Raw genomic sequence first — 12114 nt, 5'->3', positions numbered from 1 at the left:
GGCGCCGAGGGCCGGAGCGGGCCGGGTCAGGCGTCGGCGCGTTCGCGCCACTGGGTGAGCGCCACGCCGTGGCCGTCCGGGTCGCGGAAGGCCGCCGCCCACCCCTCCAGCTTGGTGCCGCGGTTGACCACCCGGGGCGCGTACGTGAAGCGGACGCCTGACTCGCGCAACCGCTCGTACGCCGCCTCGATGTCGTTGACCTCAAGGTTGACGTGCACCAGTCGACGGCTGATGGGAGCTGCCCCGGTCACCTCGCGCAGGACGATCCGGGTCGCCCCGGAGGCGAGGACGGCGTTGTGGGCACCCTGGTCGACCTCGCTGAAGCCGAGCACGTCGCGGTAGAAGCCGAGTGACCGGGTCAGGTCGGTGACCAGCAGGGTGAGGCCCACTCCGCTGATCGGCGCGGACGGGTCCGTGGCCGAGCCGGCGTCGAAGCCGAAGATCGCCTGGTCGAGTTCCTCGTCGGTCACGCTCGCGTGGCCGGCACCGGCCGTGGCGGGATCGTCCAGCGGAAGGTCGAGCGGGTCCAGCGGGTCGGCCGGGCCGGGGCCGGAGCGCTGTGCGGGCGGCGGGTCGACGCGCGGTGCGGCCGGCGGGTCGGCCGGCTGCGCGCTGGCCTCCTCGACGGAGTCGTCGGCGGGATCGTCGAAGCGTTCCTCGGCGGGCGGGCGCGGTGCCGGGGTGGCCCGTCGGGGCAGCCCAGCGGCCTGCGGTTCGACGACAACGCCCTCCAACACCACCGGGCCACCCGGGCGGCTCTGGTGCATCACCACGGGCTCGCGCTCCTCGGGCACGAGGCCCGGGTCGTCGCGCCGGAGGTCGTCGCGCCGGAGGTCGTCGCGCCGGGGCTCGGCCCGCGACGGGTCGGTGCGCAGGGGGTCGGTGCGCAGCGGGTCCCCGAGCGGGTCCCGGAACGGGTCACCGACCGGGTCCCGGAAGTCGTCGCGGAAATCGTCGTCGGGCGTGCGGTCGGCCCACGGCGGCGCGTCCTGCTGGATCAGCACCTCGTCCACCGCGTCCGCATCGGCGAACTCCGGCGGGAGGTCGGCGACGGCAGCGGCGGTCTCGGCATGGGTCGGCACCTCGTCCCAGAGGACCTTGACGTGCCGCTGGTCGTCCAACGCGACCCGGATCGGCAGGGTCTGGCCCAGCGACGGCCACTTGGAGACCGGCACCCTCGGCTCAATGATTTTCTTCGATCGCGGTGGCAGACCAGGGGCGTCGATCACCAGTTGCAGTTCGCAGCGACCGAACGCGTACTGGGTGGGTGGTTCGGAGGCGCTGTGCACGTGCCCGACACCGACGACCCAGGTGCGGCCGCCGCCGCGTACGGTCGCCAGTGCGATCGCCAGCACCAGCAGGGCGACCCCGAGAGCCACGATGGCCCAACTGGTCATGCCCAGCCCGAACAGGACGACGAACGTGGCCACGGTGCCCAGCACCGTGCCGATCAACTTGCGTACCGGCGCGATGGGTCGGTTCCCGCCATTCGCCACAGTGGACCTCCCGGGGGTCAGGGCCAGGCTAGGCCGGATCGGCCACCGGGGGAAAGACCGGCCGCCGCGCCGGCGCCGGGACCGGGTCGCTAGGCTGACGGTACCGATCCCAAGCGTTCAGTGCGTACAGGAGGAACCCAGCGTGTCCAGCAACAGCCCGGATGAGCGCAGCCTCGTTCTGATCAAGCCCGACGCGGTCCGCCGCGGCCTGGTCGGCGAGGTCCTCTCCCGCTTCGAGCGCAAGGGGCTGCGGATCGACGCGATGGCGCACCGGACGATGGACGCCGCGCTCGCCGACGAGCACTACGCCGAGCACGTGGACAAGGCGTTCTACCCGCCGCTGAAGGACTTCATGACCGGCGGCCCGCTGGTCGCCCTGGTGCTCTCCGGCGACCAGGTCATCGACGTGGTTCGCGGGCTGGTCGGCGCCACCGACGGCCGCAAGGCCGCCGCCGGCACCATTCGGGGTGACCTGTCGCTGTCCAACCGGGAGAACCTGGTGCACGCCTCCGACTCGACCGACAGCGCCAAGCGCGAGATCGCGCTCTGGTTCCCCGAGCTGGGCTGACGTCCGGCCGGGGGCCGACCGACAACACCCGGTTCAGTCGATTGCCGGCACCTTCGCCGGGTTGCCGACAACGTAGATGCCGGTGATCCGTCCGTCGGCCGCGGCGATGGTCAGCGTGTACCGACTGCCGTCCGCGCGGGTGATCAGCATCGCGGGTTCCCCGTTGAGCTCGACCGGATCCATTGTCGTGCGGTGGCGCGGGCCGTAGACCCCGGCGTAGAACCGGGCGATCCGGTCTGCGCCGGTGACCGGGTTGAGGGCGGCGCGTACCCGACCGCCACCGTCGTTCCACGCGATGGCGTCGGCGGCCACCAGGTCGGTGAGCGTCGCCAGGTCGCCGTCGCGGGCGGCGGCGAGGAACGCGTCCAGCAGCCGCTCCCGTTCGGGGCGGCTGGCGGTGAACCGGCGCTGCTCCTGGTGCACCCGCGCGGTTGCCCGGTGGTACAGCTGTCGACAGTCGGCGGTTGACCGGTCCAGGATCTCGGCGATCTCCGCGTACGGCAGGTCGAAGGCCGTGTGCAGGACGTACACCGCCCGCTCCGGCGGGGTGAGCCGCTCCAGAACGTGCAGCAACGCGGTGGAGAGCGAGTCGCGTAGCTCCGCCCGGTCCAACGGCCCGAACGGCGAGGGTGCGGTCGGCACCGGCTCGGGCAGCCACGTCCCGACGTAGGTCTCGCGGGCCGCCTGCCGGGCGCGCAGCCGGTCCAGGGCCAACCGGGTGACCACCCGGGACAGGTACCGGCGTGGCTCGCCGACCCGTGCCCGGTCCACTCCCAGCCAGCGCAGGTACGCCTCCTGGAGCACGTCCTCCGCGTCGTGGCGGCTGCCGAGCAGGCGGTACGCGAGCCCAAGCAGCATCGGCCGGTGCGCCTCGAGCGCACCGGCCGCCTCTGCTGCTGCCTCGGTGGTCACACCTGGGCCGGGGGCTCCAGCTGCATCGTTACCCCGATCCGATTCCACACGTTGATTGTGGCAATCGCGATGACCAGGTCGGCCAGTTCCTTCTCCGACCAGACCTTGGCGGCGTCATCCCACACTTCGTCCGGCACCCCGTGCTCACCGAGCCGGGTGACCGCGTCGGTCAGGGCCAGCGCGGCCCGCTCCCGCTCGTCGAAGAAGGGCGCCTCCCGCCAGGTGGCGACGGCGAACAGCCGCCGGCTCGACTCGCCGCCGGCGAGCGCGTCCCGGCTGTGCAGGTCCACGCAGTACGCGCATCCGTTGATCATCGACGCCCGCAGCTTCACCAGCTCCAGCACCGTGCGGTCGACGTTCGTCTGGACGTACTTCTCCAACCCCATGACCGCCTTGTACGCCTGCGGTACGACCTCGGTCGGGTTCATCCGTTGCACGACTACCTCCTGATCGGTCCGATATCCGTACGACGGATCAGCGGGGGCGCGCCGTGACAACCGGGGCTGTGACCCCGGTCATGCCGTCTCTCGACACAGTTGATCATGGGGTTGGCGGGCGGATCGGAGATCCACGGACCCGCCAACCCCATGATCGACCCGCCGGGTGTCGCGTCCGCGGGTGCAGAGCAAAGGCCGGGATGGGGGGCGGGTCAGAGGGTGTCCAGGGAGGCTCGGCGGCGGGATTCGACTTCGAAGAGCTTCAGCAGGGTGGCGGCGAGGGTCGCGTAGCCGATGGCGATGGCAAGTTCGGCGGCGAGCTGGGGCGCGGCGGCGTGAAAGCCGTCACCGGCGACCAGACGGCGTGCCGCCTCGGCGGCGTGGGTGATCGGTAGCAGCTCGCCGGTGACCCGCATCCAGGTCGGCAGCCCGGCGGCGGGCACGTTCACCCCGGTGAGCAGGATCAGCAGCGCCACCGCGACGTTGGAGACCAGCCAGACATCGCGGAACCGCAGCCCGATCGCGCCCAGCGTCAGGCCGAAGAAGCCGCAGGCCAACGCCGCGACAGCGAGGGCCAGCAGCAGCCCCGGCAGCGCGTCGACCGGCACCCGCAGGCCGAGCAGCAGGGACGCAGCGGTCATGGTGGTCACGGCGATCAGCAGGCCGTTGGCGGCGTACGGCAGGACCCGGCCGAGGAAGACCGCCGTGCGGCTGCGCGGCGACAGCAGCACGTGCCCGAGCGTGCCGAAGCGCCGCTCGTTGGACACCGCCATCGTCCCGCCGAACACGCAGGCAACCGAGGCCGCCAGCACGGCGTTGCCGGTGATGTAGAAGCCGTCGTCGGCGACGCCGAGCTGCCGGCCCAGGTAGGCGAAGAACAGCAGCTGGAACAGCGGGCCGACGAGCAGCGTGCCGACGAACATCGCCGGGGTGGTCCAGTTGAACAGGGCACGGTAGGCGATCACGCCACCGACGCCGATCAGGCGGAACAGTGCGGGCATCATCGCCTCCTCAGGCCAGGGCGAGGGTGGCCGCCGCGCGGGCCCGCCGCTCGACGTGGGTCATCATGATCGCGCCAAGCGCCAGGCAGGCCAGGCTGATCGCCAGGCAGGCGCCGAGCGACGGCCAGACCGGCCCGCTGCCGGTGGCCGCCTCGCGGACCGCCCGTGCTCCCCAGGTGGTCGGCAGCACGGCGGCGATCGGACCGGTCCAGCCGGGCAGCGCGGTGACCGGCACGAGCATCCCGGACACCAGCCAGATCGGGTACTCCAGCGTGTTGGTGAGCGCGTTGGCGTTGCGCAGCAGCACGAACGTGGAGGCGAGCAGCAGGCCGAACATGCCGAGCGCGATGATGCAGCCCGGTACCGCGACCGCGAACGCCAGCGGGTGGGCGAAGGCCAGTGGAATGCCGTACAGCAACCGGCCCCAGGCCAGCGTGGCGACCATGGCGTACGTGCCGGTGAGGGCGGTGGCCAGCGTGATCGGCAGCACCACGAGGGCCGGTGGTCGGGGCGCCAACATGATCATTTCCAGGGTGCCCTGCCAGCGCTGGTTCTGGATGGCGCCACCCGAGCCGAACAGCACCGACGACCAGATGCCCATCAGCCCGGCCCCGACCGAGGCCTCCAGCAGCCGGCCCGGGTCGCCGCCGGCCCGGAACAGGTGGACGGCCAGGGTCGCCTGCACCACCGGCACGATCAGCGCGGTGGCGATCTCGAACGGCGACCGGCTGAGCTGCTTGGCGTGCAGCAGCGCCCCGACCACGATCATCCGCAACGTCCTCACGCCGGCACCGCCTCGACCGGCCGAATCTGCGCGTCGACCCGGTTCACGATCGCCACGTACGCGTCCTCCAGGGTGGGCTGTCGGGCGGTGACCCGCCCCAGCCGGACCCCGTCCAGAGTGCGCAACACGTCGGCCTGCACGTCCACCCCCGCGTCGGACTGCACCGTCAGCACCTGCGCCGCACCCGTGACGACGACGCTCGCCTCGCGTACCCCGGGCAGGGCGTGGATCAGGGCGAGCTGGGCGTCGGCCACCCCGTACGCCTCCACCTCCAGCACCTGCCGGCCGTCGGCGTGGTGCCGCAGCTCGGCCGGGGTGCCGAGGGCCTGAATGCTGCCGTTCGCGATCACCGCGATCCGACCGCACAGCTCGTCGGCCTCGGCCATGTAGTGCGTGGTGAGCAGCACGGTCGTGCCGGTGGCGGCGAGATCCGCCACGGTCTGCCGCAGCTCCCGGGCGGCCACCGGGTCCACCCCGATCGACGGCTCGTCGAGGAAGAGCACCCGAGGCCGGTGCAGCAGGCCCCGGGCGATGTGCAGCCGCTGCCGCATGCCCCGGGAGTAGCCCTCCACGCGGTCGTTCTCCCGGCCGGTCAGCCGGACCAGCTCGAACAGTTCGGCGATCCGCCGCTTCTGCTCCCGTCCGGGCACGCCGTACAACTCGGCGAAGTACCGCAGGTTGTCGCGGGCCGAGAGCCGGTCGTACAGGCCTCGGTCGCCGCCGAAGACGTACCCGATCCGCCGACGTACCTCCCGGGTCTGCCGGACCACGTCGAAGCCGCAGATCCGGGCCTCCCCGGACGTCGGGATGAGCAACGTGTTCAGCAGCTTGATCGTGGTGGTCTTGCCAGCGCCGTTCGGTCCGAGCAGGCCGAACAGCTCACCGTTACCGACCGTCAGGTCGACGCCGCGGACCGCTTCCACCTCCCGGCGCTGTGGTCGTAACCATCCGGTGCGGCTGCGGTACGTGCGGCGCAGCCCGACCGCCTCGATCGCGTGTTCGCTCATGCCCGGAGGCTAGGAGTGGCCGGGGCGGGCGGGAAACGAATTCGGAACGGGCCGAATGTTCAGGCCGAGGCGGTCGCCGGCTCGTCGCCGATCAACTGCACCAGGGCCAGGCCGGCCGGTTCCAGGCCGTAGAGCACCCGCCGGCCCACCCGGCGGCGGTGCACCACACCGGCGGTGAGCAGGGCGGAGAGCTGCTCCGAGACGGTGCTCGGGGCCAGCCCCAGGGTCGCGGCGAGGCCGGCGGTGGTCGCCGGTCGGGTCAGTGCCCGCAACACCTGGGCACGCCCGCGCCCGACCAGCACCGCCAGCCGGTCGGTGGCCGGGGCCGCCGCGGGCTTGTCGGCGTCGGGCCGATCGGCCAGCAGCACCGAGCCGCGGGCCTGGTACGAGACCGCGAGTATCTCCGGGTGATCGGTGGAATGGGTGAGCGCGCCCCGGGAGAAGATCAACGGGATCAGCAGCAATCGCTGGTCGACCGCGGTGAACTGGGCCTCGGACGGCTTGACCAGGGTCAGCACCGGCCGTTCCCAGCGCACCCGCTCGTGGAGGTCGGCCAGCAGCGCGTCCGGGCCGTGCGCGGCGAGCGCCCGTGCCCGGTGCAGCACCTCCTCGTCCAGCGCCGCCCGCATGGCCGGCCACCAGGGCGCGATCGCCGCGTCCCAATACGCCTGAAGGCCGTCGGCGAGCCGGGCCAGGGCCGCCTGACGGTCGCTGACGAACGGCCGCAACCAACCCGGCAGGTCGTCGGGACGGTGGTAGCGGGGGATCTGCTCGGCGATCACCGAGGCCGGCGTGGCCCGGAGCACGGCCAACTCCTCGGCGATGGTCGGGCTCGCGGTGGGCGGTACGGGGCCGAGGAAGTCCGGGTACCACGGGCCGGTGGCCGAGTAGAGCTTCAGCGGGGCCGGGTCAGGTAGCTCGGCGAGCGCGCGGCGGGCGTGCCGGGCCCAGCTCGTGTACGGCCAGGGCGCCTCGTCCGGGTACCGGTCGAGCAGGTAGAGGCTGCATTTGGCCTCCCAGAGCGGGCTGGTCGCGATCCGGGTGCGCGTCAGCGTCGGCTCGTCCAGCTCGATCCGGATCACACTGCCAGCCTAGGCGGTGGCCGGCGGGCGGGCGGGTCGAGCATCGTTGATCATGAGGTTGACGGGCGGCTGGGAGATCCACCGCCCCGTCAACCTCATGATCAACGGCGGTCGCCGGAGGGGGTGAGGACCGGGAGGTCGGGGGTGGGGGTGGGGGTGGGGGTGGTGGGGGTGGGGGTGGGGGCTGCTTTTCCGTGACCGGAGAGGTGGCGTCCCACCCCGATCATCGGCTGCTCCACCCAGCGGTAGAGCAGGTCGGCGGCGAGGAGGCCGACCACGGTGGTGCCGACGAACAACCGGGTGCTGTGCCCGGCGTACGACGGGACCAGCGCGATCACCGTCGTCATGGCGAGGTACTGCACCAGGTAGAGCGAGTAGGAGCGCTCACCCACGAACACCAGCGGTCGCCAGGAGAGCACCTTCGTCGGGATGCCAGGGGTCAGCATGGCGGGGAGCAGGAACGCCACCGCCACCGCGTACACCGCGACCCTCAACTCCGAGTGGCCGTCCGCGGCGGGCGGCCAGTACTGCAACGACAGGTGCACGGCGACGAACCCGACGAGCACGGCGAGGGACACCACGGGACGGGTCAACGGCCGGAACAGCGCGTACCCCTTCGGGTGGTGCATGACGATCGCCAGGAGGCAGCCCACCAGGATCGACACGTAGTGGATCGGCCAGTAGGGCCAGTCCTTCTCGAACGGGATCAGCGCGACCAGGCCGGCGATGACCAGCAGCGTCACCGCGATCCGGCGCAGGAACGCCGTGCGGACGAGCGCGAAGGCGAGCAGCGGCCAGACCAGGTAGAACTTCCACTCGATGGCGATCGTCCAGGAGTGCAGGAAGGCACTGTTCGGCGCGAACTCATTGACCATGAGCAGGTAGTACGGCATCGACTCGCGGACTCTCCCGCCGCCGCCGTTGAGGTGCGCGAGGGCGTACGTCGCGGCGAGCACCACCAGGTAGACCGGCAGGATGCGGAAGATGCGCCGGATGTAGAAGGACCGCAACGACACCCGTCCCCGCGACTCCTCCTCACGCAGCATCAGCGTGGTGATCAGGAAGCCGGAGAGCACGAAGAACAGTTGGACGCCGACCCACCCGGACACCCAGTCCCATTTCGGCCCCCCGAAGTGGAAGGCCACGACGATCACCGCGGCGATCGCACGGAGCCCGTCGAGGGCGGGGAATCGGCGCATTGCGCGGTATTCGGCGTAACTGATCGCGGCCACCCGGTGAATTCTGCGGAGCGGCACACAGCGCGTCAACTCGCCGCCCCCGCCCCCGCTCGGGTTCGGTGCTACTCGGAGGCGGGGCGGTGGGCGGGTCGAGTATCGTTGAGCACCGAAAGGCGATGACCCGGCCATCACCGGTGAGCCTCCGGAAGAACAGCCGGGCAACCGGCCCAGTAGAACCGGACGGGTGCGGCCCGTCACAGCCGGTAATGAGCGGGCGGTCGATCGAGACCGCCAAGCGGGGTGGTACCGCGGGCCACCCGGGAGCGCCGTTTCAGGCGTACCCCGGAAGGTTCGTCCTCGCAGACCCACCACAGAGTGAGCTGCGAGGAGAGCGACCCCCGATGGCCTATCCGTTGCACGACCCGACCGCCGCCGGTGTGCCGGCGAGCCCGGACCTGCCCGCGGTCGAGCGCCGGGTGCTGGAGCACTGGACGGCCGACAAGACCTTCGAAGCGTCGGTGGAGGCCCGCCCGGCCGGCGACGACGGCAAGAACGAGTACGTCTTCTACGACGGCCCGCCGTTCGCCAACGGCCTGCCGCACTACGGTCACCTCTTCACCGGCTACGTCAAGGACGTGGTGCCGCGCTACCAGACCATGCGCGGCCGGCACGTCGAGCGGCGCTTCGGCTGGGACTGCCACGGCCTGCCCGCCGAGGTGGTGGCCGAGAAGCAGCTCGGCATCACCAGCAAGGCGGAGATCATCGACCTGGGCGTGGCCCGGTTCAACGAGGCCTGCCGGACCTCGGTGCTGGAGTTCACCCAGGACTGGGAGCGGTACATCAACCGGCAGGCCCGCTGGGTCGACTTCGCCAACGACTACAAGACCCTCGACCTGGACTACATGGAAAGCGTCATGTGGGCCTTCAAGACCCTGCACGACAAGGGTCTGATCTACGAGGGCTTCCGGGTCCTGGCGTACTGCTGGCGCTGCGAGACGCCGCTGTCGAACACCGAGACCCGGATGGACGACGTCTACCGGGACCGGCACGACCCGACCCTGTCGGTGTGGTTCGGGCTGACCGCTGACGAGAGCGCCCCGGAGCTGGTGCGCGGTCCGGTCAAGCTGGGCGTCTGGACCACCACGCCGTGGACCCTGCCGTCGAACCTGGCGCTCGCCGTCGGCCCCGACATCGAGTACGCGGTGCTGGAACGCGACGGCGACCGCTTCGTGGTGGCTGCCGCGCGGCTCGGGGCGTACGCCAAGGAACTGGAGTCCTACGAGCAGGTCGGCACGGTGTACGGCCGGGACCTGGTCGGACGCCGCTACACGCCGCTGTTCGACTTCCTCGTCGAGCAGGCCGGCGAGAACGCCTACCAGGTGCTCGGCGCGGAGTTCGTCACCACCGAGGACGGCACCGGGATCGTCCACCTGGCCCCGGCGTTCGGTGAGGACGACCAGAACGTCTGCAACGCTGCCGGCATCCCCACCATCGTCACGGTGGACGACCACACCCGCTTCACCGCGCTGGTCCCGCCGTACCAGGGTGAGCAGGTCTTCGACGTCAACAAGCCGGTGATCCGGGAGCTGAAGGACCGGGGGGTGGTGCTCAAGCAGGACACCTACACCCACTCGTACCCGCACTGCTGGCGCTGCGACACCCCGCTGGTCTACAAGGCCGTGTCGTCGTGGTTCGTCGCCGTGACGAAGTTCCGGGACCGGATGGTCGAGCTCAACCAGGAGATCAACTGGACGCCCGGTCACATCAAGGACGGCTCGTTCGGCAAGTGGCTGGCCAACGCCCGGGACTGGTCGATCAGCCGGAACCGGTTCTGGGGTTCGCCGATCCCGGTGTGGAAGTCCGACGACCCGAACTACCCGCGCCTGGACGTCTACGGCTCGCTGGCCGACATCGAGCGCGACTTCGGAGTACGTCTGAGCGACCTGCATCGGCCGGCGGTCGACGACCTGGTCCGCCCCAACCCGGACGACCCGACCGGGCGGTCGATGATGCGCCGGGTGCCGGAGGTGCTGGACTGCTGGTTCGAGTCCGGGTCGATGCCGTTCGCCCAGGTGCACTACCCGTTCGAGAACGCGGACTGGTTCGAGCACCACTACCCGGGTGACTTCATTGTCGAGTACATCGGGCAGACCCGCGGCTGGTTCTACACCATGCACGTGCTGGCCACCGCGCTGTTCGACCGGCCGGCGTTCCGCAACTGCCTGAGCCACGGCATCCTGCTCGGCTCGGACGGGCGCAAGATGTCCAAGAGCCTGCGCAACTACCCGGACGTCTACCACGTCTTCGACTCGTACGGCTCGGACGCGATGCGCTGGATGCTGATGTCCTCGCCGGTGCTGCGCGGCGGGGACATGGCGGTCACCGAGGCGGGCATCCGCGACGCCGTCCGGCAGGTGCTGCTGCCGCTGTGGAACGTGTGGTACTTCTTCACGCTCTACGCCAACGCCGACGGGTATCAGGCGCGGCGACGCACCGACTCCACCCACCTGCTCGACCGGTACGTGCTGGCGAAGACGAACGAGCTGGTGTCGACGGTCAGCGCGCAGATGGACGCGTACGACATCTCCGGTGCCTGCGGCACCGTCCGGTCCTACCTGGACGCGCTGACCAACTGGTACGTGCGCCGGTCGCGGGACCGGTTCTGGTCCGGTGACGCCGACGCGTTCGACACCCTGTCGACGGTGCTGGAGACGCTCTGCCGGGTGGTGGCGCCGCTCGCGCCGCTGACCGCGGAGGAGATCTGGCGCGGCCTGACCGGGGAGCGTTCGGTGCACCTGACCGACTGGCCGGAGGCGAGCGAGTTCCCGGCCGACCACGACCTGGTCGCCGCGATGGACAACGTCCGGGCGGTCGCCTCGGCGGCGCTGTCGCTGCGCAAGGCCAAGGGGCTGCGGGTGCGACTGCCGCTGTCCCGGTTGACCGTGGCCTCGCCGGTCGCGGAGCAGCTGCGGCCGTTCGCCGACCTGGTCGCGGACGAGGTCAACGTGAAGACGGTGGAGTTCAGCGCGGAGCTGTCCGCGTACTGCGAGCAGGTGTTGACGGTGGTGCCCCGGGCGCTCGGCCCGCGGGTGGGCAAGCAGGTCCAGCAGGTGATCAAGGCGGTCAAGGCGGGTGAGTGGGAGCTGGTCGACGGCGCCCCGGTGGCCGCCGGTGTCACCCTCGCCGAGGGCGAGTACGAGCTGCGCCTGATCGCCGCCGACGCCGAGCACTCCGCGCCGCTGCCCGGCGGTGAGGGCGTGGTGGTGCTGGACACCGACGTCACCCCGGAGTTGGCCGCCGAGGGGCTGGCCCGCGACGTGGTGCGGGTGGTGCAGCAGGCCCGCCGGGACGCCGACCTGGACGTGTCGGACCGGATCGTGGTGTCGGTGTCGGCGTCCGACGAGGTACGCGCCGCGGTGGCCGCGTACGTCGACTTCGTCGCCGCGGAGGTGCTGGCCGACTCGGTGGACTTCGCCGAGGGTCCGGGCGGCTCCGCCGCTGAAGGGCTGGAGGGCTTCGCTGGTGAGGTCGGCGAAGGTGAGCGGGTAACGGTGGTCGTCCGCCGGGTATAACGGATCGTCGCCAGGGTGCGGGCGCCTCACCACCTCCGTCCGGGAGGTGTGGAGGCGTCCGCTACCGTGACACCGCC

Annotated in this window: 10 protein-coding genes; 2 read left to right on the top strand and 8 right to left on the bottom strand. The window is 71.3% G+C overall.

The genetic code is table 11. The features are described 5' to 3' along the window. Positions 1-26 precede the first annotated feature (26 nt). Positions 27-1496, bottom strand: coding sequence for a VOC family protein (locus EV382_RS18995; RefSeq protein ID WP_130403770.1), 1470 nt, complete (start codon positions 1494-1496; stop codon positions 27-29). A gap of 142 nt (positions 1497-1638) precedes the next feature. On the opposite strand from EV382_RS18995, the gene ndk reads away from it, so the two are divergent. Next, positions 1639-2064 (top strand): nucleoside-diphosphate kinase, encoded by a 426-nt coding sequence (gene ndk, locus EV382_RS18990; RefSeq protein ID WP_088949743.1) that lies wholly within the window; start codon positions 1639-1641, stop codon positions 2062-2064. A gap of 33 nt (positions 2065-2097) precedes the next feature. Here the strand turns inward: ndk and sigJ are convergent, their stop codons facing one another. The 7 genes from sigJ to EV382_RS18955 all read right to left on the bottom strand — a co-directional run bounded on the left by sigJ (position 2098) and on the right by EV382_RS18955 (position 8519). Then, positions 2098-2976, bottom strand: a complete 879-nt coding sequence (sigJ, locus tag EV382_RS18985) for an RNA polymerase sigma factor SigJ (RefSeq protein WP_130403768.1) — start codon at positions 2974-2976, stop codon at positions 2098-2100. After that, positions 2973-3404: a carboxymuconolactone decarboxylase family protein gene (locus tag EV382_RS18980; RefSeq protein ID WP_425271994.1), complete on the bottom strand. Its 432-nt coding sequence runs from the start codon at positions 3402-3404 to the stop codon at positions 2973-2975. Before EV382_RS18980 ends, sigJ begins: the two co-directional genes overlap by 4 nt. A gap of 221 nt (positions 3405-3625) precedes the next feature. Next, complete coding sequence (locus EV382_RS18975; RefSeq protein WP_244236758.1) at positions 3626-4414, bottom strand: ABC transporter permease; 789 nt, start codon at positions 4412-4414, stop codon at positions 3626-3628. Positions 4415-4424: 10 nt separating this feature from the next. Further along, positions 4425-5198 (bottom strand): ABC transporter permease, encoded by a 774-nt coding sequence (locus EV382_RS18970; RefSeq protein ID WP_244236757.1) that lies wholly within the window; start codon positions 5196-5198, stop codon positions 4425-4427. Beyond that, complete coding sequence (locus EV382_RS18965; protein WP_130403762.1) at positions 5195-6205, bottom strand: ABC transporter ATP-binding protein; 1011 nt, start codon at positions 6203-6205, stop codon at positions 5195-5197. Before EV382_RS18965 ends, EV382_RS18970 begins: the two co-directional genes overlap by 4 nt. Positions 6206-6264: 59 nt before the next feature. Then, complete coding sequence (locus tag EV382_RS18960; protein WP_130403760.1) at positions 6265-7287, bottom strand: ArsR family transcriptional regulator; 1023 nt, start codon at positions 7285-7287, stop codon at positions 6265-6267. A 101-nt stretch (positions 7288-7388) separates the two neighbouring features. Then, the gene (locus EV382_RS18955) at positions 7389-8519 is read right to left on the bottom strand and encodes an acyltransferase family protein (RefSeq protein ID WP_165435828.1); all 1131 of its coding nucleotides are present in this window, start codon (positions 8517-8519) and stop codon (positions 7389-7391) included. Positions 8520-8866: 347 nt separating this feature from the next. Between EV382_RS18955 and ileS the strand changes: the two genes are divergently transcribed. Further along, on the top strand, positions 8867-12037 hold the full coding sequence (gene ileS / locus EV382_RS18945; protein WP_130403757.1) for an isoleucine--tRNA ligase: 3171 nt from the start codon (positions 8867-8869) through the stop codon (positions 12035-12037). The last annotated feature ends 77 nt before the right edge of the window (positions 12038-12114 follow it).

The organism is Micromonospora violae (genome assembly GCF_004217135.1).
GTDB lineage: Bacteria > Actinomycetota > Actinomycetes > Mycobacteriales > Micromonosporaceae > Micromonospora > Micromonospora violae.
Note: the sequence above shows the minus strand (reverse complement) of the source record. Positions and strands in the feature narration are given on the sequence as shown.

What these genes read in the sequence shown, in the direction of transcription:
- EV382_RS18980 (WP_425271994.1), bottom strand. Translation starts at nt 3,404, where the DNA reads ATGAACCCGACCGAGGTCGTACCGCAGGCGTACAAGGCGGTCATGGGG.
- EV382_RS18975 (WP_244236758.1), bottom strand. Translation starts at nt 4,414, where the DNA reads ATGCCCGCACTGTTCCGCCTGATCGGCGTCGGTGGCGTGATCGCCTAC.
- EV382_RS18965 (WP_130403762.1), bottom strand. Translation starts at nt 6,205, where the DNA reads ATGAGCGAACACGCGATCGAGGCGGTCGGGCTGCGCCGCACGTACCGC.
- ileS (WP_130403757.1), top strand. Translation starts at nt 8,867, where the DNA reads ATGGCCTATCCGTTGCACGACCCGACCGCCGCCGGTGTGCCGGCGAGC.